Source organism: uncultured Devosia sp. (assembly GCF_913055165.1).
Classification (GTDB): Bacteria; Pseudomonadota; Alphaproteobacteria; order Rhizobiales; family Devosiaceae; genus Devosia.
In genome coordinates, this window is record NZ_CAJXJS010000001.1 from 38,710 (window position 1) to 64,022 (window position 25,313).

Below are 25,313 nucleotides of genomic sequence, written 5' to 3' on the forward strand. Positions count from 1 at the left end.
CCGTGGGCGTGGGTCAGGCCGCCTGTGTCCTGCGGGAACGCAAGCCGACCAAAAGGAGCGCTACGCAGAAGGCCGTCTCGGTCACCATCGGGACAATATAGGCAGCAGCAAAGATGCCGTAGAACTCGGGCGCGAGGAAGCGCAGGCCGCTGCCCATCAGATATACGGCTCCGGCAAGGGCAACGCCCAGGCCAATGCTCTTGTGCACCAGACCTGAGCGCCAGATCAGCACGCCGGTCATCACTGAATTGATGCCGAAGAAGACCAGGCCCAGGTCATAGCCGTGTGCATGCATGTTGAGGAAAAACAGTGCCAGCGCTTCAGCGGTGCCGGATGCGAGGCCAGACAGATCTTGGCCACCCGCGATCAACAAGAGCGCGGCCTGCATGTTCATAAGATTGATGCCGATCATGACCGATTGAATGAGCCTGAAGATCATCGCTGCCAGGGCCAGGCGAGGCGCCACCGGCCGAAACAGAACGAACAGCAGAATTGCCAGTCCGGCGTCGGCGACAGCCATGACGATGTCGGCTGCGATCGAGAGGCGGTAGGCGTCGAGGGCGCCAAGAATGGCGGTTGCCGTCCATCCTGCGTCGGTGAAATCCACCAAGGGGCCGCGCAGGGCTACCTCGGAGAAGATGCCGCAGACGATGATGATGAGATAGAGCAGGCCTGCAAGACGCGCTGTCTTGAGGTCAGCATGGCTGAATTGGGTTCTCATGGTCGTCCTCCAGTTTCAGGTGTGGTTCGGGTAGTGGCGATTGGTTGCTGTCCGCCTGAATGGCCGGCGTGAACGGACGCCGATGCGCGGCTCACCAGCGCGGGGGCTTGATGGATAAGGCTGTCATCGGTCAGGGCATTGACCATGAACAGGGCGAAGTCGGTGCGGCGGGTACGGTTGGAGCGCAGGATCGGGTCACCGACATGAGGTGCCCAGACGGGTAAGCCTTCACTGTCGCCATCCTCGAGATCCGAGGCGCGCACCAGGGTCCAGTCCCGATCAGATGCGAAAATGAGCCGCGCGGCCCGAACATGGTCACTGATATCGGCCATGCCGGTCAAACGGGCGAGACGGCCGAAAGCCCAGGTCGTCAGCCGATCCTTGAGCGCGTACCGGTCATGCTCGTTACGGCGGATGTGCCAGCCGGCCGAGAAGATCAGGCGCGCTCCCGGGTCGGCGCGTTCGAGCACAGTCAGCGCCGTTTTCGTGGCCATGCCACCGATGCCCCAAGGCACCAAGACCGTCAAAACCCCGTCACAACCCCAGATTGCCTTCGCGATGACGTCGGGATCGCTCGTCTCGCCAGGAACGACCGTAATGTGGTCCTGGAAGTGGTCCAGCTTTCCAACGCTTTCCGGCCGGCAAACGCCGGTAACCCGGTAACCGCGGGCCAGGGCGTGCTTGGCCATCAACTGGCCGAGCTTGCCTGAGATGCCGATGATCGCAATGTGTTTCATGGTGGTTCACTCCTGCTGCGGACGTGGGACGTCAGTTGCCGAGGAAGTCGAAGACCGCGCTGGCAAAGTCCGGGCTGAGCGGCGCCATGAGATGGTCGGCATCTTCGATGCTGACGAAGGTGAAATTGGGTAGCGGTCCGGCCAGTCTGGCAACATTGTCATGTTCAGGATCGTCACTTCCGGCGAGCCCGAGAACGGGCGCGGTGATGGCGGACAGTTCCGCAGCATCGAGATCGATGATCTCGGGCAGCGCCGCAGCGACAACCGCGAGGGGCCCGGTTGGCTGTTCCGGGTCTATGCCGTGTGCAGCGAGAAGCTCCAGCATAGCCGCCTGTGCTTCTGGCGGCATGTCCTGGTCGGGCGGCGCCATGGCTGCCATGAAGCTTCCGAAGGTCTCATTTTCAGACAAGGCGCCCGAGACGAAGCTATAGGCTTCGGCTTCAGCTTCTCCTGACCAGCCGGAGCCGGCAATGATCAGCGACGCAACGCGGTCCGGATGGATGACGGCCAGTTTCAGGGCGGTTTCCGCACCCATCGAATAGCCCACAAAGTGCGCCTTGGTGACGCCGCGAGCCTCCATCACGGCCACAACATCGTCGACCATGGTCAGGCCATAGGCACTGGCATCGTCCGGCCTGCCGCTGCTGCCGTGGCCGCGGGCGTCCAGGGCTATGGTGCGGAAGTTCGACATAGGCGTCAGGCCGATGGCCGACCACATGTCCGAGGAGCCGGCAAAACCGTGCAGGAACACGACGGTTTCGCCCTCGCCTTCATCGACGAAATGGATATGAACGCCATTTGAGCTGATCGTGCCTTGCTCAGCCAGAGCGGTGGCAGGAAGCAACAGCGACAACGCCAACGGCGCGATCAGGGCAAGGCGATTGCTGCGCCGGACTGGATTGGTGGCTGCGAGGATGAATTGATCGGTGTGCATCGCTCGGACTCCCTTGTTGAAGCGGTGTTCAAGGGAATAGGCGGATCGAGGTCTGCAGTATTTGCCGACACTGCCAGGGTTTTGGCCGAGCCTGCCAAAGACGCTGTGCGGGACAGCGATGGAAGGGGCGTAGCGCTGTCAGGCGACCTGAGATGCGGCCCGGCGATAGGCACCGGGCGTCTGGCCGACCCAGCGCTTGAAGGCGCGATTGAAGCTGCTTTGCTCCGAAAACCCGGTGAGAAAGGCAATGTCAGGAATGGAAAAGGCAGGCTGGGACAGCAGGCGTTCGGCCAGAGAGCGCTGGGTGTCTTCCAGCACCTCCTGATAGGTCTGTCCGCTTTCGGCCAGCCGTCGATAGAGCGTCCGCTCGCTCATTCCAAGGGCGCGCGCTACATTGCTGGCCTTGGGAATGCCATTGCTTAGGGCTTCGGAAAGGTGCTCGGCCAGGGCGCGCTGCAGACTGTCCGGGGATGTCATGGCACCAAGCTCCGCGTCCAGGTGCTCGGTCAGGAAACGCGACACGGCGGCATCGCCAAGCCGTGTCGGCAAGTCCAGCATGTCCGAACGGATGGCGATGGCGTTCCGCTCGGCGCTGAAGCGGACCGGGGCGTCGAAGAAACCTTCATACCGCGCAATGGGACCGGGTGTTGGGTGTCGGAAAGACACAAAGTCGTAGGACAGATCAGGACCGATAAACTGCTTGAAGATGCGGCCAAAGCCACAAAGGGCGCATTCGTTGCGCAGGTGCAGCGCCGGATGCTCCCTGGTCTGCCGACGGAGGATGAACAGTGCTGGCTCGGCCCCTTCGTCCAACTGATAGGACACGGTGTCGGTCAACAGCCTGAAATAGCGCTCGGCCCTTTCCAAGGTGTCCCTGAGGCGCGGCGCGGTCTTCATGGCGAGGCCCAAGGCACCCAGGTTGTCGACATCGACAGCCTGGGCATAGGCAAAGGGCAGGCCAACACGATCGGGATGGGTGTCTCCAATCCAGGCGGTCAGGTCGAAGTAATCGGTATCCGTGAGCCTGCCATCGACGCATTCAAGCTGGCGCACGCGCTCTTTCCCGTCGAACAGACCTCCGTCCTCGGTCAGTCTCAACCCGGCTGCGCTCGCCAAGGCCCGCGCAAATGCTGCTGTTACGGTTCCCATGCTGTGCCAGATATGGACGCCTACCCTGAGGGTTGGGGTACCACGTCAGTTGCAGATGGTCGACCTTGGGGTTCGGCAGGTTGGCTCGTGCGACGCTCACGAACTTGCCATTTCGTCTGCCGGAAAGTCGATTACCGCCCTCACCCTATGCCCGGTCGCTCCCCGGCAATCAGGCCGAAGAGGCGAGCAATTGATCGCGATATTCGGCCGGGGTCTGGCCGGTCCAGCGACGAAAGGCGCGGACAAACGAGGAAGCCTCCGAAAAACCCACGAGATAAGCCGCTTCATTGACGGAGACCTTGCGGGCGGAAAGATAGTCAGATGCCATGCGGCATCGCAATTCATCGGCGACCTCCGCAAAGGTCGTGCCTTCCTGCTTTAGGCGCCGATAGAGTGTTGCCCGGCTCATACCGAGTTCGGAAGCGATCGCGTCGCTCGAGACCTCGCCCTTGTGAAGGCCAGGCATCAGTCCAGCTTCCACACGTGAACGGATACTATCGTCTCTTGCCAGGTCCTTGAGCAGGGCATCCGCCTTGTCTGCGAATATGCCGAATACGTAGCGAGAGGTATTTTCGAAAGGACGCAGGAGCCATTCCGGAGCGATCTGCATTGCGTTGCGCGTGCATCCAAAAGTGATGGGACATTGCAGCAATTGCTCCAATTGGCCCGCATGCGCCGGTTTGGCATGGGTCATTTCAATTCGCACGGCGAACGGGTGCTCGGGAAGGTTGCGCCTGAACTCGCCGATGAAGCGTCCAAAAGCGGCCTCGGTCAACGCAGGGCTTCGGTTCGGATCGGGACGGTTGTCGATGATCCAGACTTCTGCGCCCTCCTGCGACACGCTGAACCGCGGGCCCCTTTCCATGATGTCGATATCCACCATGAGTGTGGAATAGCGGTTCAGCTGCTGCATTGCATCAGGCAGGGAGGCAGCGGAGCCCACGATCAACCCGACGACACTGATTTTCTCAAGTTGCGTCTCAACGGCATGCTTTGCCAGCAAAGCTGGTTCGCCGGTCTGAGAGATGAGCACGTCAATGAGATCCAGGTAGGTGTCTAGGCCGACGCGGCTGTCTTGATCGCTGAGGTCGGCCTCGGTCAGTCCAACATCTTCAAGGATGTCCGGCTGGTGCAATCCATAGCGCGCCGCGTATGCAGCGAGCGAGCGGACTAATCCTGCGGCAACCGTTGCGCGTTTCACCTGACCATCCTCGTTTTGGCAGGACCTTAGTCAACATGACGCCCAAGGCCAACAACTTGAAACCAACGGTCATGCTCATCTGGAGAGCCGTCGCCTATCCCCTCACCATTCCAACACGGGGACAGTGGTTTCGCCCCACGAAAAGAAAGGTGACAGACATGTTCTCACTTCAAAAATGGGGCGCCGCAGCCGGATTTGGTGCTGCCGCGACCTATGTCTTCGGCTTCGTTCTCCTGCTCACAGTCCTTGCCGGATCCGGGTACGGCATGGCGGATGCTGATCCCGCCTCCGTCGTTTCCTTCGTGGTCAGCGAACGGCAGCTCATGACCAGCTGGTACACGATCATCTATGTGGTCAATGGCTTTCTGGTCGCTCTGCTCGCCATTGCGCTCGCAGACATCTTCAAGCCGCATGCGCCGACGCTGTCCTCCGTCATCCAGGTGTTTGGTGCGCTTTGGGCGACCCTTGTGGTCGGAGCGGGCATGGTCGCCAATGTCGGTAAAGAGGTCGTCGCTTCCCAGTACGCTTCCGACCCCGAGGCCGCAGTGCTGATGTGGCAAATTTTCTCGGGCGTTGAAAACGGCCTTGGCGGCGGCAATGAGATCGCCGGTGCTGTCTGGGCGCTGGTGGCTGGGGCAGCCATGCTGCGCACCGCACTGATGCCGAAGCCCCTTGGCTTTTTCAGCTTCTTGATTGGAGTGTCCGGACTGTTGACCCTAATCCCGGCGCTCAATGACACTGCCGGTTCCGTGTTCGGACTTGGCTACATCGCCTGGTTTGTTTGGGTCGGGTTCGTATTGCTCAGCCGGAAAGCATGAGGGTTCAGAAAGGGTCCTTTCTGTACGCAAACCAAGTGCAAAGCGCCCCTGACTGTGGGGCGTTTTTTTTGCGCGGGTTGATCTGGATGCATTTGGCGGGAAAAAAGGGCTAGCGAGTTCTGCTCGAATTCTCAAAAGGGGCGAACCACATGCAAAACCCACGCACCGTCCTCTTGATCCTGATCGCCATTTTGGCGGTCAATCAGATGGATCGGACGATTTTGTCCATTCTGCTTGACGATATCTCGCTGGAATTCGGCCTGAGCAATACCCAACTCGGCTTGTTATCGGGGGGCGTGCTGATTGTCGTCTATGCGCTGTTTGGCTTCCCCATTGCGAAGCTTTCCGCAGGTGGCAATCGCCGCAACATCATTGGATTGACGACCGCGGTATGGAGCCTGCTGACGCTCAGTGTCGCTGCGGCGCAGAACTTCTGGCAATTGATGCTGGCGCGTTTTGGCGTTGGGATCGGGGAGTCCGGGGCGGTCGTGCCGGCCCATTCCATCATTTCTGATCTTTATCCTGCCGATCGGCGCACTTCGGCCATGGCGAGCTTTGTCGTGGGCGCCAATCTCGGGGTTCTGCTGGCCTTTCTGGTCGGCGGCATCGCCGGCGAGCTGGTGGGATGGAGAGGCGCCTTTCTGATTGCCGGCGTGCCAGGCCTCATCCTTTCGGTGGTCCTGTTTGTCTTTGTTCGTGAGCCGCAGCGCGACCATGATGCGCGGGTTCTGGAAGGTAGCCTGTTCCTCCAGACCTGGCATGCAATCTGGCGGGACCGTGGGCTGCGTCACGCCCTGATCGGGGTTTTCCTCGCGTCCGTCCTGACACATGCCGGCCTTACCTGGAACGCCCCATTCATGATCCGGACCCACGGCCTGTCGCTCATTCAGACCGGGGTCTTTCTCGCATTGAGCGCGGGAATCCTGGGCGGGGCTGTCACTTGGGCAAGCGGCCAGCTCGCGGACAGATACGGGCAGAAAAATCCGCGCTTCCGTTTGGGCATGGTCGCTGCGGCAATTTTGATTGGAAAACCCTTTTCTGCCGCCTTCGCCATTATCGAGCCAACCGTTGTCGCACTATTATGTCTACTGGTGCCGATTGGATTGGCGAGCGTCTTCTGGGGGCCGACCTTCGCCTTCCTGCACGGACGTGTGGAACCAGCGATGCGCCCAATGGCGACAGCGATATTCATGTTCGCCTTTTCCGTTGTGGGCGTTGGTGTGGGACCAACGCTTATTGGGGTATTGAGCGACACGGTCTTCGCTGCATCCGGGGACCGGGCGCTTGGTTGGTCCATCGTCAGTGTTCAGCTGATTGGCGTATGGAGTGCATTCCACTACTGGATTGCCATGAAGACATTGCCCTTAAGGGTCAGTCTTGGACCGTAATATCAATCGTTTAGGGGTCGCGACCATCGCATGGACGGATGGCGCTTGCCGATTTCGCGCGTCACTATCTGTCGGGCCTGGAATAAGCGAGGCCCAACCGAAATGCTGCCCAAAGCACTCCAGTGGCCGCTGTCGCCACGAACGCGATACCCAAGTCAGGCTGAAAGCGGCTCAGCGTTTCAATGGAGGCCCCGAAAACCCTCGGAATCAGAAGAAAAACAATCCCGGCAATTCCCAACGTCGTGCACAACGGAAACCACAGGCTAAACTGGCCAGACCATCCGGATTTCGCGCGCAGATCGTCTCGATGTAGCCAAGCCCAGATCATGCTGAGCACGTAAGCAATGGGCAAAAGAACAAGTGCGACAAACACCGCTTTCTGCTCCCAGCGGCTTCCCTCGCCTGCATAGTCGAGACCAAGGGCCCTGGCGCTGATGCCGGTCCGCAGTTCGGTCGTTTCCCCAAACCCTATGCCACTCCCAGCATTGACCAGAACGACGACCCCCTTATTCTGTGCTGGCATTAGAGTTGCCAGTGTCTCCACTCCTGGACTGGATCCGGAATGGAACGCGGTTCCAGTCTCGCTCGATAGAAACCAGCCAAGTCCGTAAAAGGGTGACACGGTGCTGGCCGGGCGTAGCATGGCCGCTTTGCTTTCGGAGCTGATAATGTCGTCTGCGCCGTTCATCATGATCGCCAGATACCGAGCCAGATCCCTGGCGCTTGCTATGACGCCGCCCTGAGGTGCGGTGACACGGTTCGTCCTATCCGGCTCCATGGCGTGTTTGGTTCCAAACCATGGCCGGTGTCCCCGCGCCATTTCGTCATGGATTTGTCCATCAGCAACGAAGCTGTGCGTCATGCCGATCGGATCAAGAATCTCTGTTCTGATGTAGCTCGCATAGCCTCGGCCGCTTACAGCCTCGATCAGGGCGCCGGCGATCTGGTAATTTGCGTTTGAGTACTCCCATTTGGTGCCGGGCACGTAGGCCGGTGTCCAACCCGCGATGCGGTCCACTTGCCGCGAGAGCGCCTCCTTGTCGTCGACGGGATCAAAGGCGGCTTCGTTGCCCTGCAGGGTTGAGTAACCGCTCGTGTGACTAAGCAATTGCCGTGTGGTGATGGCGCCAGAAGACTGGTCCGCAAACGCCTTCAGGTAGTGCGAAATCGGCGCATCCAGATCCACCTTGCCAACTTCGACCAGCCGCATCACGGCCATTGCTGTGAAGCTCTTTGAGATCGAGCCGAGCAGGAACGGCGTATCGGGTGTCACCAATCTACCGCTGCCGATCAGCACCTCACCATACGCGTCCGACTGAAATTCTCCATTCTTGACGATCGCATAGGCCAGGCCCGGCACGCCCGAGACTGCCATCTCAGCAGCTATGAAGTCACCGATTGACCCTCGGGGTGCGTCTGCCCGCGCTGCAGTGACGACTCCCAATGCAAGCAGAATAAAGAAGAGCCGCATGCTGTGGTGTCCCTCAGCGCCTTCCGGTCACCCGGATTGGATTGATCGATCCCAGTCAACAGGACCGGAAATGCCTTGGTCTTGTAACTACTCTGGCGATCTCCAGAGCCCGCCGAAAGCGGCAGCCACTCCCGCCACGGCAGGTCCTCCAGGTAGTATTTGACCGGCTACAATAGGTTGCTCTGAAATGGCAAGGAAAAGGGCGCTCAGTACGCAGCCAAGTGGCAGGCCAACGCTGGCTAAGACCACAGCACGTTGCAGAGAGAATTTCATCGTGGTGGTCCCTTGGAAGCGGCCGGCAATAACTCAACGAAAGGGCGCATACGCCTAGATCACAGATGTCAGAAGCGGAGAATCCAAGTGGGAGCCACGCTGCGCTAAAACAATGACAGCTCAAGTGGTTTGCTGTCCAGAACCTGAGAGTCCGCAAGCGGCCCCCGCTGGAGGCGCTGGCGTGGAGGATTGTAGGGCAGGAGGCTCCACAACTCGATCCAAACGGAAGCAGGTAGAACGAATTTCTATAGCCAAAGCGAGGCGCTTCTGCGGGACCGCAAGGTTGGTTGGGCGGCCGACCTCCCCTCACACACACAAGACCAAATGCCCGGCAGCTCCGGTCGCCTCAACGCACCGACAGGCACCAACTCGCGGCATTGCGCGGTGCGAGCAGCGCTCGCCGGTGATCCTGGATGATTTTGAGTTTCTCCTTGCACGCTGGCAAGCTGCCTGCTAACAGTGAACCTTATGGTTCAGTATTCTCAAGCCCGCCTCGACGCTTCATTTGCCGCGCTATCGGATGCCACCCGGCGCGGTGTGCTGGAGCAACTTGGCCGCGCCGATGCTTCGATCACGGATCTCGCCGACAGGTTTCACATGACCCTAACGGGGATGAAGAAGCATGTTGGCGTGTTGGAAAGGGCGGGGCTCGTGACAACAGAAAAGGTTGGGCGCATCCGAACTTGCAGGCTTGGTATTCGCGCACTCGAAGAAGAAGCCGCTTGGATCGAGAGGCACCGCCAACTGTGGTGTGAACGTTTCGACGAGTTGGACAAGATTGTCGAAGAATTGAAAGCCAAGGAGAAGGCCCATGCAGGTAGAAGTAACAAGTAGTCCCGCCGCAGTGAAGCACACCGTCGTGGAGCGCAAGTCTGACCGCGAACTCGTCGTGACGCGCAGGTTCAATGCCCCTGCGCACATTGTTTTCGAAGCATGGAGCAAAGCCGAACTGTTCCGGCGCTGGTGGGTCCCTAAGGCGATGAGCCTGTCGCTGCTCTCGTGCGAAATCGATATGCGCACCGGGGGCGGATATCGTCTCGTGTTCCGCTTTCCGGACTCCGATCAGACGATGGCGTTCTTCGGCACGTACAAAAAAGTCGTGCCGAACAAGCGCATCGTCTGGACAAACGACGAAAGCGATCAGGGCGCCGTGACGACAGTGACGTTCGAAGAACATGCCGGCAAGACGCTTCTCACCTTCCACGAGCTCTATCCCACGACGGTAACCCTCGACGAGGCCCTCGCCGGTTCGGCAGAAGCGCTGCCCGAACAGTTTGCGCAGCTGGATGAATTGCTTGCAGGTGGACTGTGATCATACGACGAGACACGAGGACAACATACTGAGAGGCGATTTCTTAAAAACCGCCATAGCGACCGAAGCGCTCACTGCGGCCCTTCGGATTCAAGCCGAGCAGCCCTCTGACATGCCGGATGAGAATTTTGCCGACGTCAATGGTCAGCGAATAATCTACAGCGTGAATGGTGTCGGCAAGCCGCTCGTTCTTCTTCACGGGGGGAGCAATCCTGACAGCTACGGAGCAATCTGGCTGAACTGGTCAAGAACCGTCAGGTGATCGCCATCCATCTTCAGGCGCATGGGCGCACGCCAGACACCGACAGGCCGCTGCGCCGTGAAGCGCTGTCCGACGATCTTGCCGCCCTCAGCTCGCGGTATCAACGCAGACGCCCTGGATTACATTCCCAGTTGCCGACACTACGACCGCGGCAACGTCGCCATGCACCCGCCCGTCGCTGGCCCGATGAACTCGGACGAGGCGTGTCGCCATGTCAATGAGCTCGGTCTTTTCCACGAAGCTTCCTCCGCAACGTCCGAACACTTCAGGATCATCAACCTACAGTTCCTTGCTACGGAGTGAAGACCCCACAGGCACTTCACCCATATGGACGGCAGGGCAAGACCGGCGGCAGTGCGCCCCATTTCGGTCATCGGCACCCCTTCGGCGGCATCCCGACAGCTGTCCGTCAGCTCACGCCGGTGCTTCGTCTTCAACGGGGTGAAGGCAGTAGCCGCCTCAGCGGGGCTCGCCGCCTGAGAGGCTCTGTTCGATCCACTTCCTGAATTTGGCGAGGATAGGATCGGTCCATCGTTCTCCCGGCGCCACCAGGAAATAGGCGCCCAAGGTGACTTCTGTCTCGAGAACTTCGATCAGTTGGCCATTGCGGATCAGGTCTGTGGCCATTGGGGCAAAGGTGAGCGCAATTCCCTGGCCGGCCAAGGCTGCATCCAGGCAAAGATTCGCATTCCAAAGCCGGGGTCCGGTCAGTTCGCCTGGATCATCCACCCCCGCAGCGATCAGCCATCGGCGCCATTGGCTGCGGCTTTCCTCATGCAGAAGAGGCTGGCCGAGTAAATCCTGCAACGAACGCGGCACCGGATTGGCAGCCGCCCACTCCGGACTGACGACGGGAAATATCCTGGGACGAACAATCATCTGGGCGCTTGGCGGCACATCGTCCCGTTCACCAAACACGATCATCACGTCCGCTTCGTAGCGGGTAAAGTCTGGCAGACGGTCGATTGCCCGCAGGATGATCTCTACCCCGGGGAGATGTCTTTCCAGCTCTGAGAGCTTTGGCGTTAGCCAGCGCGATGCCAGCCCAGGCATGCACCATATGCGGAGCGCTCCCTGCCGGGTCTGCGGGCGTATCTCCAGCGCCGCAGCGGCAATCGTGTTGAGCGCGCCCGAAACCGCAGCAAAGAAATGACGTCCCTCAGGAGTTAGCGACACACCCCTTGGGCTGCGCTCGATGAGGCTGGCATTGAGCCACCCTTCGAGATTGCGCAGATGGTGACTGACCACGGTGTGGCTGACGCCGATATCATCGGCCGCCTTGCGCATGCTTCCCGTACGCCCAACCGCCTCGAACGCCCTCACCATCAGAAGCGGCGGAAGGCGAGCAACAAGCTTGCCGAGCGGCGCAACACGGGCGTCGGGATCGTCCTTTGAACTCATCAAACAGTCCATACATGCTGAACAATTTAGTGGAGCATGTGATGAACCACCTTGGCAACATAAATCTGCTGTTTCGTTCCGCGGTGGAACGTTAGCTTAAGTTGCGCGTGGGCCTCGATTGGTAGGCGAAATGCAAATGGGGAATCTAGATGGCAAAGGCAAGCAAATGAGCAACAGACTGACTTTGACGATCGCCGGAGTGGTGGGTCTATCGACCCTGTTGGCGCCTACTATGACCATGGCACGAGACCTGACGGTCGTTTCATGGGGCGGCAATTACCAGGACGCGCAGCGCGAGATTTTCTTCAAGCCCTTCGCTGAAACGTCCGGCATGCCGGTTCTGGACGAGGCGTGGGATGGCGGCATCGGTGTGATCCAGTCCAAGGTTCGGGCGGGGAACCCCAACTGGGACGTGGTGCAGGTCGAGGCCGAGGAACTGGCCCTGGGCTGCTTCGATGGCCTTTATGAAACCATCGACTGGTCCCGTGTTGCCGATCAGAACGATTTCCTCCCGCCGGCGATCAGTGAGTGCGGCGTAGGTGCTATCGTCTGGTCCACCGCCATCGCCTACGACAGCGCAGTGCTTGCCGAGGGGCCAAATTCCTGGGCAGACTTCTGGGACACGGCCAAGTTTCCAGGCAAGCGGGCCTTGCGGAAGGGGCCGAAGTATACGCTGGAATTCGCCCTCATGGCCGACGGCGTGCCCCCCCATGACGTCTATCAGGTGCTGAGTACGCCTCCCGGTGTCGATCGGGCCTTTGCCAAGCTCGATGAGCTCAAGGACAGCCTGGTGTGGTGGGAGGCTGGTGCGCAGCCGCTGCAGCTCCTGGCCAGTGGCGAGGTGGTGATGACGGCGGCCTACAACGGCCGTATCACCGGCATCAATCGCAGCGAAGGGCGCAATTTCAAGGTCGTCTGGCCGGGCAGTATCCTGGCCGTGGACAGCTGGGTCATCCTCAAGGATGCCGAAAACAAGGAGGCCGCTCTCGATTTCATCTCGTTCGCAAGCAAGCCCGAGAACCTGGCAAAGCTGCCCGAATTCATCGCCTATGGCCTCCCTTCGATCAGCGCCTCGGACATGGTCCCCGCCGAATATCAGCTTGACCTGCCCACCTATCCGGACAACCTGACCGAAGCACTGCCGCTGGACGTCGACTTCTGGATCGACAATTCAGAATCCCTGACCCAGCGCTTCAATGCTTGGTTGAATCAATGACGGCCTCAATGGCAACCAGCCGCGCCTCCGGGCGCGGCTCTACCACCGGGCGGGATGGCAGCATGGCAGCAAGTTCGGCACGGGTCGCGGCAATGAACGGCGCATCTGCACCCTTCATTGCTCTTGAGCAAGTCGAGATGATGTTCGGAACGCATCGCGTCGTCGATCAGCTGGACCTGACCATCACCCGCGGCGAGTTTGTAAGCCTGCTGGGACCTTCTGGCTCAGGCAAGACCACAATTCTGATGCTGCTGGCGGGCTTCCTGCAGCCAACGGCAGGTTCAATCTGTCTGGGCGGCAAGCGTATCGACCACCTGCCCCCGCATCGACGGGACATGGGCGTGGTGTTCCAGAACTATGCCCTGTTCCCCCACATGTCGGTTGCCGACAATGTGGCCTTCCCGCTGCGGATGCGCCGGGTTGGCAGGGAGGAGATCGAGCAGCGGGTTACGCGCGCGCTCGACATGGTCCAGCTCCAGCACCTGCGTGACCGCCGCCCGGCCATGCTGTCAGGGGGGCAGCAGCAACGCATCGCTCTGGCGCGCGCCCTCGTCTTCGAGCCCTCGGTTGTGCTGATGGACGAGCCCCTCGGGGCGCTGGATAAACAACTCCGGGAGCAGATGCAGCTCGATATCCGGGACCTGCACAGGCGGCTGGGCCTGACCATTGTATTCGTCACGCACGATCAGGGTGAGGCGCTGACAATGTCTGATCGGATCGCCGTGTTCAACCGCGGGCGGATCGAGCAGATAGGCTCTCCCACCGAAATCTATGACCGCCCAGCATCGCGCTTCGTTGCGGAGTTCATCGGTGAAACCAATTTGATGGCCGGAAAGGTCACTACGACTGGTCCGGACGGCAGCCTGATCCGGCTCGATAGCGGGGAAGATATGGCAGCCTCGGCCGCCGATTGGCCGGCAGCTGGCAATGAGGCACTGCTCTCCGTTCGCCCCGAAAATGTAACGGTGCAGCCTGTTGGCACTGCGCGCCGGACCGAGCGGGTCAACATCATGCAGGCCAAGGTCGCCGACAGCGTCTATCAGGGCGACCATCTCCGCCTGCACCTCGATTGCGGACAGCGCAGGATGATTGCGCGGCTCGACCGCCAAGTCGCGGACTACGCGGTGGGAACCCAAGTGGATGTGGTCTTCCAGGCAGACAATTGCCGGGTGATTCCCACATGAGCGCCCCCCAGGAGATAAAGACCGCGTCCGCGCGAGCAATGCTGCTGGGGCCGGCGCTTGTCTTCATGGCAATGGTTTTCTTCCTGCCGATCTGGACCGTGCTTGTACAGTCAGTCTCGGACCCCGCAATCAGCAATGCCCTGCCCGCGACAGTCGCGGCCGTGGCGGAGTGGGATCCGCATACGGCACCGACCATCGCCATGCAGGAGGCCCTGGCCGAAGATCTGCGCGCCATCGACGATCCCCAGATTTTGGGCGACGTGGTCCGTCGCCTCAATAGCCAGCAGGCCGGCTTCCGTACGCTCATCTCGCGGACCAGCGGGGCTCTCAACCGCCTCGCCGACGACGCCTCCATCGACCTGGTGGCTATTGACCCGCGCTGGGATGATCCGATCTACTCGCAGGCAATTGCCGCAACCATGTCTCCCACGACCGACCGGTTCCTGCTGGCTGCTGTCGACATGGCAAGGGATGCCGCGGGGAATATCGGCACAGTCGGTCCCGACGTCTCCGCCAATCGCGACACTTTCCTGCGGACATTTGCAATCGCTGCGACCGTCTCGCTTGTGTGCCTGCTCATCGGCTACCCCTATGCCATGCTGATGGCGTCCAGCCGGGGCTGGGTCCGGGGCGTTTTGATCGCATCGGTACTGTTGCCGCTCTGGACCTCCCTGCTGGTCCGCACGGCCGCCTGGTATGTCCTGCTGCAAGACAAGGGGCTGATCAATTCGGCCCTGCAATGGGTGGGCCTCATCGACGAACCGCTGGGGCTGCTGTTCAGCCGTACCGGCGTGGTCATTGCCATGAGCCATGTGCTCCTGCCCTTCATGGTCCTGCCGATCTACAGCGTGTTGTTGACCATACCGCCCAATCTCGGTCCCGCCGCGGCTTCGCTCGGCGCCAATCCGATCCGATCATTCCTGCATGTGCAGCTGCCGCTCAGCTCGCTGGGCATTGCCTCCGGCTCCCTGCTCGTCTTCATGTCGGCGATTGGCTACTACATTACCCCGGCGCTGATCGGCGGGCCGACCGACCAGATGATCAGCTCGCTCATCGCCTTCTTTGCCATGGGCTCCGCCAATTGGGGCATGGCGGCGGCTTTTGGAGTCCTGCTGCTCATCCCAACCCTCTTGCTCTACGTCGCCTACGACCGGGTGACATCGCGGACCAACGGACGTTCGACATGAAAGCCGCCAAGATCGTATTCGGATTGCTTGCCGTAACCTTCCTGATGGCGCCCCTGGTGACCATTCTGCCTTTGGCCTTCACGTCGAGCGACCTACTGAGCTACCCCATAAGGTCATTCTCGTTACGGTGGTTCGAGGAACTGATGATCTCGGACGCCTGGCGCATGTCGATCGTCAATAGCCTGGTGATTGGCGCCGGGGCGACCTTGCTGGCCACAGTTCTGGGTACCCTGGTGTCGCTAGGGCTCCGGCGGTCCTTCGCATTCTCCGGCATACTCAAGTCGGCGCTCCTTCTGCCCATGGTGGTACCGGCGGTCATCCTGGGGGTGGGGATGCAGATCACCTTCATCCAGTTGGGCCTCGTCAACACGCATGTGGGGGTGATCATTGCGCACACGGTAGTAGCCTTGCCCTTTGTGATCGTCAGCGTTTCGGGGTCGCTGGCAGGGATCGACATGCGGGTGGAGCGCGCCGCGATGAGCCTGGGAGCCAATCCCCTGCGCGTGTTTGGGCATGTTACACTACCCCTGATGCTGCCGGGCGTTCTCTCGGGGGCCGTGCTGGCTTTTGCCACGTCGCTGGACGAGGTCGTGCTGACCCTGTTCGTGGCGGGTCCCAACCAACGCACGCTCGCCCGACAGATGTTCTCGTCAATCCGTGAGAATATCAGTCCCGCCATCGCGGCCGCAGCCTTCGTCATCATCGTGGGAACTGTTGTCGTTGCCGGACTGGTCTTACTTTTCCGGGCCGCGGCGCAACGGCAGAAGCCGTCTACGGTGACCGTGTGACGCCACCGTAGAAACACATCGGCGCTGCCGCTTCGGTCGTCAGATGAGCGCTGCTCGGGCCTTGCCCGGGCAGCGCTCTTTTTTCTTGCATGCTGGCGACCCTGCCGGTTTGCCGATCGTGCCGGCGTTCCAAGCTGGCATTGAGCCAAATGGGTGGTGCATCAAATGCACCACCCTGTCGCTGATTATCTGCTTTTTGTGCCTCGCCTCCACGCCTATCCCAGGCAATGACAAGAAGGAGTGTTCCATGAGCACAAATGCAGAGCTACATGCCCGTCGCATCGACGCTATCCCGCGCGGCATTGCCAATGCCTTTCCCGTCTACGTGGCACGCGCGGAGGGTTCCGAGCTTTGGGACACCGAAGGACGCCGACTTATCGACTTCGCTGGCGGCATCGCAGTGCTGAATACCGGTCATCGCCACCCCAAAGTCATGGCCGCCGTCGCCACCCAGCTGGACGCCTATACGCATACGGCTTTCCAGGTTCTTCCGTACGAACCGTACGTTGAGGTCTGTGAACGCCTGAACGCCCTGGCTCCGTTCAGTGGCGCCGCCAAAAGCATACTCTTCACCACCGGTGCCGAGGCGGTTGAGAACGCCATCAAAATCGCTCGTGCGTCCACAGGCCGACCCGGCGTGATCGCGTTCGCCGGCGGATTTCATGGCCGAACCAATCTGGGCATGGCGCTCACAGGCAAGGTCGCCCCCTACAAGAAGAAGTTCGGTATCTCACCTGCCGGCATCTATCATGTTCCCTTTCCGAGCGAGGCGGCCCGCATCGGTGTCGCCGACAGCTTGCGGGCGCTCGAGTACCTGTTTCGAGCAGACATTGATCCGACCGATGTCGCGGCCATCATTATTGAACCTGTTCAGGGTGAGGGGGGCTTTCTGCCGGCGCCGGCTGAGCTGCTGCAGGCTCTGCGCACGCTTTGCGACCAGCACGGCATTGTCTTCATTGCAGATGAAATCCAGACGGGCTTTGCCCGCACTGGTAAGATGTTCGGCATCGAAAATTCTGGCGTCGAGCCCGATCTGGTGGTCGTGGCCAAATCCCTGGCTGGCGGTTTTCCCCTGTCTGGGATCATTGGTCGCGCCGACATGATGGACGCCGCCGACCCCGGTGGTCTGGGTGGCACGTATGCAGGCAGTCCCGTAGGCTGCGCCGCTGCGCTGGCTGTGCTGGACGTGATCGCGGAGGAAGGGCTTGTCGAGCGGGCCAATGTGATCGGAGACCGGCTGAAGACTGCCCTGGCTGCATTTGCCAGCCGTAATGACACCGTGCCGATCACTGCCATCCGGGGACCGGGTGCAATGGTGGCGTTCGACATAGTAGAGCGTCATGGCACAACCGAGCCCGACGCCGATGCCACCAAGCGGGTTGTGCAGGCGGCCCTAGCGGAAGGACTGGTACTGCTGAGCTGCGGTGTCCATGCCAATACGATCCGCATACTCAATCCTTTGACCATTCCTGACCCGGTGCTTGAGGATGGCATTGCCAAGCTCGGCCGCGCCCTCACCAATGCCAATATCTGACAGGACCACCATGCGCATCCTCAGCGACCCAAATCTGCTCAAATCCCAGTATTTCCTGAACGGCAATTTCGGCGGCGTCGCGGAACTCGAGATCCGCAACCCGGCCAGTAGCGAAATCATTGGCAAGGTTCCCAATGGAGGTGCAGCGCTGGCTACCGCGGCCGTCGACGCCGCCGCATCAGCGTTTTCGTCATGGTCGCGCCGCACAGCCAAGGAGCGCAGCAGCGTGCTGCGCTCCTGGTTTGACCTGGTCGTTAGCAATCGTCAGGATCTGGCCACCATTCTGACCAGCGAACAGGGCAAGCCTTTTGCCGAAGCGCTGGGCGAGATCGACTATGCGGCTTCATACATCGAGTTCTATGCCGAGGAAGCCAAGCGCGTCGCTGGTGAATTGCTCCCAGCGCACCGATCCGATTCTCGGATCATGGTGTTGCGGCAGCCCATCGGGGTCGTTGCGGCGATCACACCCTGGAATTTCCCAGCGGCCATGATCACCCGCAAAATTGCGCCGGCGCTCGCCGCGGGCTGTACCGTCGTGGTCAAGCCCGCGCCGGAGACGCCGCTGACCGCCCTGGCGCTGGCTGAGCTGGCGCAGCGGGCCGGCTTTCCCGCGGGTACAGTCAACGTCATCACCGGAGATGCCATCGCCATCGGCGGCGTGCTCACGAGTCACCCCAAGGTGCGCCTTGTCGGGTTCACCGGATCGACTGAGGTCGGCAAGATCCTGATGCGCCAGGCATCCAGCACAGTAAAAAAGGTAGCGCTCGAACTGGGCGGCAACGCGCCGTTCATCGTCTTTGACGACGCTGACCTGGACGCTGCCGTGGACGGCGCCATGCAGTCGAAATTCCGGAACATGGGGCAGACCTGCGTCTGCACGAACCGCATCTATGCCCAGGCTGGCATCTATGACGCCTTTGTCGACAAGCTGGCCGCCCGCATCGCACAGCTCAAAGTCGGCGACGGCTTTGCCGAAGGGGTGCAACAGGGGCCGCTCATTACCGAAGAGGCCGTGCAGAAGGTCGAGGCACATATCGCGGACGCCGTGAGCAAGGGGGCCAGCTTGCGTGTTGGCGGGCAGCGCCACGCCCTGGGCGGGACGTTCTTCGAACCGACCCTACTGGCGGGGGCCAGCGCCGACATGACGCTGGCGAAAGAGGAAACCTTCGGTCCGCTGGCGCCGGTCTTTCGCTTTGACGAGGAAGACCAGGTCATCGCTGCCGCCAACGACACAGAAACCGGACTCGCGGCCTATTTCTATTCCACGAATGTCAACCGTATCTTCAGGGTCCTTGAGCGCCTGGAATACGGCATGGTCGGTGTCAATACCGGCCTGATCTCGACCGAACTGGCGCCGTTCGGCGGCGTCAAGGAAAGTGGCAATTCCCGTGAGGGCTCCTCGCACGGCATCATCGAGTTCACTGAGCTCAAATATGCCTGCATCGGCGGAATCGCGCCGTGAAAGGTCCCCACTGCGACGGGCGGTCCGGTTGTAGAGCCTGGTGGGGAAACCCATCTGCTGACGCAAGCTGTTCTTTAGGTTCGCGGGACAAATTGTAGATCGTCGATAAGCTGAGGTGTCCGTTCTGATCAGTCCAATCCCTTAAGGACGTGGCCTGACTTCGGGAAAGTCCCTCGATCATCGGCAATGGAGAGTCAGCTGTTGCAGCATTCCGCTCCAGAACCGGACGGTCCGCAAGCGGCCCCGCTTAAGGCGCTGGCGTGGAGAATTGTGGGGCAGGGGGCTTCCATAACCCGCCGGGCAGGTGGGCGCCCCATTCCTGCCGTTCAGGCGGCCATTTCGATTTCCCGTAAGCGGTCGGTCCGCTCTGGTCCTGGTAACGTCGAGAACGGGGTGGCTTGCGGACGGTCAGCTTTCAATGGGTTGTGTCCCAAACCTGCCTCTGGCCGGCCTGCCCCTGCCGACCATCGGTGGCCAAGGGCCATTATAACTCGCCGCCACGCGATCCGCGTCGACCGATGCTCATGGCGACAACCATGAGCATCATCAGGCCGGCCAATGAAAAGGTCAGTCGCATGCCTGAAGCGATGGCGCCGGGCTCCGCCTGGGCGAGTGCCGACGTTCCTGTAGCGAGGGCAAAGATCGCGCCCATGACCACGGCACCAGCGATCAGGCCAGTATTGCGCGACAGGTTCAGCCAGCCCGATACCGTGCCCCGACGCTCGTTGGGAACATCGCCCATGGCGGATGTATTGTTCGCCGCCTGGAAGAGCTGGTAGCCGGGCGTCAGGACAAAAATGCCAATCATGTAGTTGGTTGCGCCAGCCATGTCGGGCAGGAGTGCGAGCAGGAATGTCCCTGCCGCCAGCAAGACAGCGCCAATAACGATCACGCTCGCGCTGCCCAAGGCATCGACGAGACGCCCCGACGGGATGCCGCTGGCAATGGAGATTGCGGGGCCGAGCGTCATGACCAAGCCGACCGCCCTCGCATCGAGCCCCAGCCCTGAGCCGAGATAGAAGGGACCGACGACCAGAGTCGTCATCATCACGGCGGCGACAAGGACGTTGGACACCAGCGTCACCATCAACCGTCTGTTCAGCTCGGTGCGCCCCTTTGGGGTAGAGACATTTCGCGTGGACCCATCTCTAGGCAGTGCCACCCAAGCCAGCACGAGCGCAAGCAGAGCCAACGGCACCAGAATGCCGAAAGGACCGCGCCAGCCCCAGACAGGCAACAGCACCCCGCCCAATGACGGCCCAAGCGCCGTGCCAACGGCCGAGACGGTGCCGAGCAGGCCCATTGCCCGCCCGAGGTGCGTCTCACCCGCATTCTGGCGCATCAGCGCCAAAGTCAACGTCATCATCAGGGCGGCGCCAATGCCCTGCACGACTCTGGCCGCAACCAGCAAAGAGAGGTTCGGGGCGAGGCTGCTGGCGAGGGAGGCCACGGCAAAGAGGCTTACACCCAGCATCAGCATCGGCTTCATACCGAACCTGTCACCCAGTCGTCCGGCCAGCAGCACTGACAGCGTCAGCGCCGCGAGATAAGCAGCGATGACGCCCTGCACTTGGGCGAAAGGGGCGCTGAAATCCTCGCTCAGTGCGGGCAGCGTGATATTGGCGATGCTGGTGGCCAGCGACGCCAGGCCGACGACGGCGGCCAGCATCAGAATGATCAATGTCGGTCGCGATGCGGTTTCGCCTGGGTTCCTAGGGTTCATGGTTGCCTCTTGCAAACAGGGTAGTGGTGGCCGAAGCTGCCACTTCAAGTTAACTTGAGGTCAAGCATGAAGTTTCTAGATATTGGGGAGGTCGCCGCCCGCAGCGGCATAAAGCCCTCGGCCCTACGCTATTACGAGGAGGCCGGCCTGATCCGCTCGGTCGCCCGCCACGGCTTACGCCGGCAATTCCCGCCCGAAGTGCTGCTGCAGCTCAAGCTGATCCTTCTCGGCAAGAACGCCGGATTCTCACTGGACGAAATCGGCGCCATGTTCGGCCGCGACGGTTTGCCGGACCTGCAACGATCAGCCTTTACCGACAAGGCCGACGCCATCGACCGTCAGATCGCAGAACTGCAAGCACTCAGCGACACGCTCCGTCACATCGCCCACTGCCCCGCCCCCTCGCATCTGGAATGCCCGAGCTTCAGGGCGCTTCTCGCTCGCGTGGAAACGCGTGGATAAACGGAACCGCGCTCAGGTGGATCTCTTCATTGCGCCGAACGCTTTTGAAGTTCTGAAAGCGTGCTTCGAGCCACTGGTTGACGATGAGCCACGTGTTGAGATCGTATCGTCCGAGTTAGCGGCAAAATAGCTTTGACTCGCTTGCGCGGTATCGGATGTCCACTCTTCGGCAAAAATCCAATCTGGCCACATGACCGAAATGGGGTCGACTGCAGACTGGCGGAGACGCGCCCCTTTCCCGCCGTCCGCCGCGCTCGCACGGCTCCCCAAAAGCGGTTGGTGCATGGCCGGCGTAATTGGAAATACACCGTGTCCAATACCGGGCCGGGCCGTGTGTACCGCCATGCAATGGCCTGTCGGTCGGCAGTGATAGCTAACGTGCGGTTCTACTACGCCTCGCTGGGTACTGTGCCATAGCCACCGCCGGTCGGGGTAGAGATTGTGATGGCGTCGCCAGTCCCCAATGTTGTCTTGGTGCAGCCAGGCAGGTCCTCCTGGCTTCCGTCGTGACGACGGATGGTGTTGCGGCCCATTTCGCCTGGCCGCCCGCCCTTGAGACCGAACGGCTGCACCAACCGGTGTCCTGACAGGATGGCGCAGTTCATCGGCTCCCGGAAACGGATGGTGCGGCTGGTGCCATCCCCACTTCGCCACTGGCCAGCGCCGCCAGAACCACGGCGAATGTGGAAGTCTTCGAGGACGACAGGAAACCGGCTTTCGAGCACCTCCGGGTCGGTGAGACGCGAGTTTGTCATGTGGGTCTGCACGCCAGCGACACCGTGGAAGCCCGGGCCTGCCGGAGATCCTGAGCAGATGGTTTCGTAGTACTGGTGGTCGTCGTTGCCGAAAGTGAGATTATTCATCGTGCCCTGGGCGGACGCCATGGTTCCCAGTGCACCAAACAGGCAGTTGGTCACGGCCTGGCTGACTTCCACATTCCCCGCTACCACTGCGGCGGGCCAGCGTGGGGACAGCATGCTCCCCTCGGGGATGATGACCTTGATTGGTCTCAGGCACCCGGCATTTATGGGGATTGCGTCGGCGACGATCACGCGGAACGCATAAAGGACCGCTGCACGCGTAATCGGTTCCGGCGCGTTGAAATTGTCAGGCTGCTGACCAGATGTGCCGGAGAAATCCACAATAGCTTCGCGGGCCTTGTGATTCACCGTCACTTTGACCTGGATTTGGCAGCCCTGATCCATTGGATATGTGAACGTCCCATCCGACAGCTTCTCGATGGCGCGACGGACGCATTCTTCGGCATTGTCCTGCACATGGCCCATATAGGCTTCCACCGCAGGCAGGCCGAACTGCTCGATCATCCTCGTCAGCTCGTCGGCGCCCTTCTTGTTCGCGGCCACCTGGGCCTTGAGGTCGGCAATATTCTGCTCGAGGTTGCGGACGGGGTATTCCGCGTCTGTCAGCAGACGACTCAGCTCCTCCGTACGAAACCGCCCTTTGTCGACGAGCTTGAAAGTATCAATATAGACGCCCTCCATCTCGATCGTTCGCGCGTCAGGGGACATGGAGCCAGGGGCTGTGCCCCCGATATCGGCATGGTGCCCCCGCGATGCGGTCCAGAACAGAATGCGCTCGTTGCTGGCGTCGAAAACCGGCGTGCAGACTGTAATGTCCGGCAAGTGGGTGCCGCCGTTGTACGGGGCGTTGATGGCAAAGACGTCCCCCGGAGAGAAGTGCTGGCCACTTTTTATGATGGCTTCGACCGAACGGTCCATGGACCCCAGATGCACCGGCACATGGGGTGCGTTGGCCACCAAGGCGCCGCTGCTGTCGAAGAGGGCGCAGGAAAAGTCCAGCCGCTCCTTGATATTGACCGAATATGCCGTGTTCTGAAGGGTCACCCCCATCTGGTTGGCGACGGACATGAAGAGATTGTTGAAGATTTCCAGCATGACGGGGTCGACATCGGTCCCCAGCGCCTTGGTCCGCCGAATTGGGACAAGGCGCTTCAGTTCCAAGTTGTTCTGGGGCGTAATTTTGGCTGTCCAACCCGCCTCTACCACGACCGTCTGGTTCGGCTCGATGATTGCCGCCGGGCCGTGCACCACATGTCCTGATCGGAGGTGTTCGCGCCGGTAAATGCCGGCCTCATGCCACTCGCCGTTCGAATAGAACCTCGTGCGCTGGTCGGCCTCCGGGAGCCGGGCGGCTGTCGGCTGTACCGTGCAGACTTCGGGTCGCGAGCCGGTACCGATCGCCTCTACCGACAGCGATTCAACCACCAGCATTTTGCCAGGATCGACGAACCCAAACCGCGCACGGTGGCTGCGCTCGAAACTTTCCTGCAGCGTGTGTGTGTCGGTGCCGCTCGCCCAATCCTGCCCGAAAGCGATAGCGGGGCTAGAAAACAGCGGAACTTCCACCGTGGTGTCGGTCCCATGATACCTGAGGTGAACCGTACCATTGACCTTCATCTCTTCGAGATCGACGTGCTGATCAAGAAGTTCCCCTACCGCCTCCCGGCCAATACGCCGTGAAATGGTGTCCACTTCGGCAATGACGCTGCCATCCAGTTCCAGGTCCACCGTTGCCTGACGGATGGAGCGCAGGTCTGCCAGCCCCATGCCGTATGCCGACAGCAGCCCGGAATAGGGATGCACCAGAACCGTGCTCATACCCAGTGCGTCGGCAACGAGGCAGGCATGCTGGCCGCTCGCCCCGCCGAACGCGTTCAGCACATACTTGGTTACGTCATAGCCGCGAGCAATCGAGATCGACTTGACGGCCTCAGCCATGTTTGCCACCGCGATGGCGAGAAAACCATCGGCGACCTGCTCGGGGGTACGTCCATCCCCGATCTGTTGGGCGAGTTCGGCAAAAGCCGCCGTCACAGCCCCGGCATCGAGGGGCTGGTTCTGGAGGGGGCCGAAGATCGGCGGAAACAGCTCAGGCCGCAGTTTACCAACCATGACGTTGGCATCCGTCACAGTCAGAGGGCCGCCTCTCCGGTAGCATTTGGGTCCGGGATTGGCTCCGGCGGAATCGGGTCCGACCCGGAACCGTGAACCATCAAAGTGCAGGATCGACCCGCCGCCCGCGGCGACGGTATGTATCTGCATCATGGGCGCACGCATCCGAACACCGGCGACCTCGGTTTCGAAGGCACGCTCGTAGTCGCCATCGAAATGGGCGACGTCCGTAGACGTTCCGCCCATATCGAATCCTATGGTGCTCGAATAACCAGCTTCAATTGCAGTCTGGGCAAGCGCGACCACACCGCCCGCTGGGCCGGACAGTATTGCATCTCTGCCTTGGAAGCGATCGGCGGAAGTCAGCCCGCCGGAGGACATCATGAACATCAGGCGAGCGCCCGAGCGGTCCAGATCGAGTTCTTCGGACACCTGGTCAACATAGCGCTTGAGGATGGGCGACAGGTAGGCGTCGACAACCGTCGTGTCGCCCCTGCTAACGAATTTGATGAGCGGTGACACTTCATGGCTCACCGAAACCTGCGGAAATCCCAAAGCGCGCGCCAGCCTGGCAACCGCTTGCTCGTGAGCGAAGTGACGGTAGCCATGCATCAGCACGATGGCGACCGAACGAAAACCCTCCGCCCAGAGCCGTTGCAGTTTTTCGGCAACTTCGACCTCATCGAGGGCCCGTTCAACCGTTCCGTCATTGAGGATTCGCTCGTTCAGCTCGATCACGCGGCTATAGAGCAGTTCCGGCTTGATGATTTCCTGAGCGAAGATATCGGGCCGTGCCTGATAGCCGATCTCAAGTGCGTCGCGGAAGCCATGCGTGGTGATCAACGCAGTTGGCTCACCCTTGCGCTCGAGCAGAGCATTGGTCGCCACGGTCGTGCCCATGCGGACATCACCTACAGTACCGGGAGGGATTGGCTGCCCTGGCTCCAGGGCGAGAAGGGCGCGAATTCCCGCAACGGCGGCATCCCGATACGCCTCGCCATTCTCGGACAGCAACTTCCGTGCATGAAGGTTGCCCTGAGGGTCGCGACCAATGACGTCGGTAAAGGTGCCGCCGCGATCGATCCAAAAGTCCCAAGCGCGGCCCATCTCTTCGTCCCCATTCTTAATGACATAATATCGATAAATTATCGATGTTA

At 60.8% G+C, this 25,313-nt stretch carries 22 protein-coding genes; 11 read left to right on the top strand and 11 right to left on the bottom strand.

Annotation, left to right across the window (positions count from 1 at the left end):
• Positions 1 to 13: 13 nt before the first annotated feature.
• The 5 genes from QZ564_RS00200 to QZ564_RS00220 form a co-directional block, all read right to left on the bottom strand.
• Entirely contained in the window at positions 14 to 721 is a 708-nt protein-coding gene (locus QZ564_RS00200; RefSeq protein WP_297103001.1) for a DUF4386 domain-containing protein, read from the bottom strand.
• Positions 718 to 1,458 (bottom strand): NAD(P)H-binding protein, encoded by a 741-nt coding sequence (locus QZ564_RS00205; protein ID WP_297103003.1) that lies wholly within the window; start codon positions 1,456 to 1,458, stop codon positions 718 to 720. The genes QZ564_RS00200 and QZ564_RS00205 overlap by 4 nt, the downstream gene beginning before the upstream one ends.
• Positions 1,459 to 1,489: 31 nt before the next feature.
• A complete protein-coding gene (locus QZ564_RS00210; protein ID WP_297103008.1) occupies positions 1,490 to 2,392 on the bottom strand; it encodes an alpha/beta hydrolase in 903 nt (300 codons plus the stop codon).
• A 138-nt stretch (positions 2,393 to 2,530) separates the two neighbouring features.
• Positions 2,531 to 3,445: an AraC family transcriptional regulator gene (locus QZ564_RS00215; protein ID WP_297103011.1), complete on the bottom strand. Its 915-nt coding sequence runs from the start codon at positions 3,443 to 3,445 to the stop codon at positions 2,531 to 2,533.
• Positions 3,446 to 3,710: 265 nt separating this feature from the next.
• Positions 3,711 to 4,742 carry an AraC family transcriptional regulator gene (locus QZ564_RS00220; RefSeq protein ID WP_297103014.1) on the bottom strand — a complete coding sequence of 344 codons (1,032 nt, stop codon included), beginning with the start codon at positions 4,740 to 4,742 and terminating at the stop codon, positions 3,711 to 3,713.
• A 35-nt stretch (positions 4,743 to 4,777) separates the two neighbouring features.
• Between QZ564_RS00220 and QZ564_RS00225 the strand changes: the two genes are divergently transcribed.
• On the top strand, positions 4,778 to 5,560 hold the full coding sequence (locus tag QZ564_RS00225; RefSeq protein ID WP_297103017.1) for a DUF4386 domain-containing protein: 783 nt from the start codon (positions 4,778 to 4,780) through the stop codon (positions 5,558 to 5,560).
• A gap of 149 nt (positions 5,561 to 5,709) precedes the next feature.
• The gene (locus QZ564_RS00230; protein ID WP_297103019.1) at positions 5,710 to 6,948 is read left to right on the top strand and encodes an MFS transporter; all 1,239 of its coding nucleotides are present in this window, start codon (positions 5,710 to 5,712) and stop codon (positions 6,946 to 6,948) included.
• Between the two features lie 64 nt (positions 6,949 to 7,012).
• Here the strand turns inward: QZ564_RS00230 and QZ564_RS00235 are convergent, their stop codons facing one another.
• Positions 7,013 to 8,419 (bottom strand): serine hydrolase domain-containing protein, encoded by a 1,407-nt coding sequence (locus QZ564_RS00235; protein WP_297103021.1) that lies wholly within the window; start codon positions 8,417 to 8,419, stop codon positions 7,013 to 7,015.
• A 741-nt stretch (positions 8,420 to 9,160) separates the two neighbouring features.
• Between QZ564_RS00235 and QZ564_RS00240 the strand changes: the two genes are divergently transcribed.
• Both QZ564_RS00240 and QZ564_RS00245 read left to right on the top strand, forming a co-directional pair.
• Positions 9,161 to 9,526 (top strand): metalloregulator ArsR/SmtB family transcription factor, encoded by a 366-nt coding sequence (locus QZ564_RS00240; RefSeq protein WP_297103024.1) that lies wholly within the window; start codon positions 9,161 to 9,163, stop codon positions 9,524 to 9,526.
• The gene (locus tag QZ564_RS00245) at positions 9,504 to 10,004 is read left to right on the top strand and encodes an SRPBCC family protein (RefSeq protein ID WP_297103027.1); all 501 of its coding nucleotides are present in this window, start codon (positions 9,504 to 9,506) and stop codon (positions 10,002 to 10,004) included. Before QZ564_RS00240 ends, QZ564_RS00245 begins: the two co-directional genes overlap by 23 nt.
• A 43-nt stretch (positions 10,005 to 10,047) precedes the next feature.
• Here QZ564_RS00245 and QZ564_RS00250 read toward each other — a convergent pair whose 3' ends face one another.
• The 3 genes from QZ564_RS00250 to QZ564_RS00260 form a co-directional block, all read right to left on the bottom strand.
• The gene (locus QZ564_RS00250) at positions 10,048 to 10,203 is read right to left on the bottom strand and encodes a hypothetical protein (RefSeq protein WP_297103030.1); all 156 of its coding nucleotides are present in this window, start codon (positions 10,201 to 10,203) and stop codon (positions 10,048 to 10,050) included.
• 20 nt (positions 10,204 to 10,223) lie between these two features.
• Positions 10,224 to 10,370: a hypothetical protein gene (locus tag QZ564_RS00255; RefSeq protein WP_297103034.1), complete on the bottom strand. Its 147-nt coding sequence runs from the start codon at positions 10,368 to 10,370 to the stop codon at positions 10,224 to 10,226.
• Positions 10,371 to 10,725: 355 nt separating this feature from the next.
• A complete protein-coding gene (locus tag QZ564_RS00260; protein WP_297103037.1) occupies positions 10,726 to 11,667 on the bottom strand; it encodes a LysR substrate-binding domain-containing protein in 942 nt (313 codons plus the stop codon).
• 232 nt (positions 11,668 to 11,899) lie between these two features.
• On the opposite strand from QZ564_RS00260, the gene QZ564_RS00265 reads away from it, so the two are divergent.
• From QZ564_RS00265 to QZ564_RS00290, 6 genes are all read left to right on the top strand, one after another.
• On the top strand, positions 11,900 to 12,883 hold the full coding sequence (locus QZ564_RS00265) for an ABC transporter substrate-binding protein (protein ID WP_297103467.1): 984 nt from the start codon (positions 11,900 to 11,902) through the stop codon (positions 12,881 to 12,883).
• Positions 12,884 to 13,020: 137 nt separating this feature from the next.
• Positions 13,021 to 14,067, top strand: coding sequence for an ABC transporter ATP-binding protein (locus QZ564_RS00270; protein ID WP_297103470.1), 1,047 nt, complete (start codon positions 13,021 to 13,023; stop codon positions 14,065 to 14,067).
• Positions 14,064 to 15,254 carry an ABC transporter permease gene (locus QZ564_RS00275; protein WP_297103040.1) on the top strand — a complete coding sequence of 397 codons (1,191 nt, stop codon included), beginning with the start codon at positions 14,064 to 14,066 and terminating at the stop codon, positions 15,252 to 15,254. The genes QZ564_RS00270 and QZ564_RS00275 overlap by 4 nt, the downstream gene beginning before the upstream one ends.
• On the top strand, positions 15,251 to 16,042 hold the full coding sequence (locus QZ564_RS00280) for an ABC transporter permease (protein ID WP_297103043.1): 792 nt from the start codon (positions 15,251 to 15,253) through the stop codon (positions 16,040 to 16,042). Before QZ564_RS00275 ends, QZ564_RS00280 begins: the two co-directional genes overlap by 4 nt.
• A 247-nt stretch (positions 16,043 to 16,289) precedes the next feature.
• Positions 16,290 to 17,576 carry a 4-aminobutyrate--2-oxoglutarate transaminase gene (gene gabT / locus QZ564_RS00285; RefSeq protein WP_297103046.1) on the top strand — a complete coding sequence of 429 codons (1,287 nt, stop codon included), beginning with the start codon at positions 16,290 to 16,292 and terminating at the stop codon, positions 17,574 to 17,576.
• 10 nt (positions 17,577 to 17,586) lie between these two features.
• Positions 17,587 to 19,038 (top strand): NAD-dependent succinate-semialdehyde dehydrogenase, encoded by a 1,452-nt coding sequence (locus QZ564_RS00290; RefSeq protein ID WP_297103049.1) that lies wholly within the window; start codon positions 17,587 to 17,589, stop codon positions 19,036 to 19,038.
• 484 nt (positions 19,039 to 19,522) lie between these two features.
• Here the strand turns inward: QZ564_RS00290 and QZ564_RS00295 are convergent, their stop codons facing one another.
• On the bottom strand, positions 19,523 to 20,761 hold the full coding sequence (locus QZ564_RS00295) for an MFS transporter (protein ID WP_297103052.1): 1,239 nt from the start codon (positions 20,759 to 20,761) through the stop codon (positions 19,523 to 19,525).
• 66 nt (positions 20,762 to 20,827) lie between these two features.
• Here QZ564_RS00295 and QZ564_RS00300 point away from each other — a divergent pair, with 66 nt between their 5' ends.
• Complete coding sequence (locus QZ564_RS00300; protein WP_297103055.1) at positions 20,828 to 21,223, top strand: helix-turn-helix domain-containing protein; 396 nt, start codon at positions 20,828 to 20,830, stop codon at positions 21,221 to 21,223.
• Between the two features lie 389 nt (positions 21,224 to 21,612).
• On the opposite strand, the gene QZ564_RS00305 is transcribed toward QZ564_RS00300, so the two are convergent.
• A complete protein-coding gene (locus QZ564_RS00305; RefSeq protein ID WP_297103057.1) occupies positions 21,613 to 25,263 on the bottom strand; it encodes a hydantoinase B/oxoprolinase family protein in 3,651 nt (1,216 codons plus the stop codon).
• Between the last annotated feature and the right edge of the window lie 50 nt (positions 25,264 to 25,313).

Bases quoted from the DNA above. Each gene is read 5' to 3' on its own strand.
- QZ564_RS00260 (WP_297103037.1), bottom strand. From the start codon at position 11,667: ATGAGTTCAAAGGACGATCCCGACGCCCGTGTTGCGCCGCTCGGCAAG.
- QZ564_RS00225 (WP_297103017.1), top strand. From the start codon at position 4,778: ATGACGCCCAAGGCCAACAACTTGAAACCAACGGTCATGCTCATCTGG.
- QZ564_RS00305 (WP_297103057.1), bottom strand. From the start codon at position 25,263: ATGGGCCGCGCTTGGGACTTTTGGATCGATCGCGGCGGCACCTTTACC.
- QZ564_RS00205 (WP_297103003.1), bottom strand. From the start codon at position 1,458: ATGAAACACATTGCGATCATCGGCATCTCAGGCAAGCTCGGCCAGTTG.
- QZ564_RS00200 (WP_297103001.1), bottom strand. From the start codon at position 721: ATGAGAACCCAATTCAGCCATGCTGACCTCAAGACAGCGCGTCTTGCA.
- QZ564_RS00290 (WP_297103049.1), top strand. From the start codon at position 17,587: ATGCGCATCCTCAGCGACCCAAATCTGCTCAAATCCCAGTATTTCCTG.
- QZ564_RS00245 (WP_297103027.1), top strand. From the start codon at position 9,504: ATGCAGGTAGAAGTAACAAGTAGTCCCGCCGCAGTGAAGCACACCGTC.
- QZ564_RS00265 (WP_297103467.1), top strand. From the start codon at position 11,900: ATGACCATGGCACGAGACCTGACGGTCGTTTCATGGGGCGGCAATTAC.
- gabT (WP_297103046.1), top strand. From the start codon at position 16,290: ATGAGCACAAATGCAGAGCTACATGCCCGTCGCATCGACGCTATCCCG.
- QZ564_RS00270 (WP_297103470.1), top strand. From the start codon at position 13,021: ATGATGTTCGGAACGCATCGCGTCGTCGATCAGCTGGACCTGACCATC.
- QZ564_RS00275 (WP_297103040.1), top strand. From the start codon at position 14,064: ATGAGCGCCCCCCAGGAGATAAAGACCGCGTCCGCGCGAGCAATGCTG.
- QZ564_RS00280 (WP_297103043.1), top strand. From the start codon at position 15,251: ATGAAAGCCGCCAAGATCGTATTCGGATTGCTTGCCGTAACCTTCCTG.
- QZ564_RS00235 (WP_297103021.1), bottom strand. From the start codon at position 8,419: ATGCGGCTCTTCTTTATTCTGCTTGCATTGGGAGTCGTCACTGCAGCG.
- QZ564_RS00230 (WP_297103019.1), top strand. From the start codon at position 5,710: ATGCAAAACCCACGCACCGTCCTCTTGATCCTGATCGCCATTTTGGCG.
- QZ564_RS00210 (WP_297103008.1), bottom strand. From the start codon at position 2,392: ATGCACACCGATCAATTCATCCTCGCAGCCACCAATCCAGTCCGGCGC.
- QZ564_RS00295 (WP_297103052.1), bottom strand. From the start codon at position 20,761: ATGAACCCTAGGAACCCAGGCGAAACCGCATCGCGACCGACATTGATC.
- QZ564_RS00240 (WP_297103024.1), top strand. From the start codon at position 9,161: ATGGTTCAGTATTCTCAAGCCCGCCTCGACGCTTCATTTGCCGCGCTA.
- QZ564_RS00300 (WP_297103055.1), top strand. From the start codon at position 20,828: ATGAAGTTTCTAGATATTGGGGAGGTCGCCGCCCGCAGCGGCATAAAG.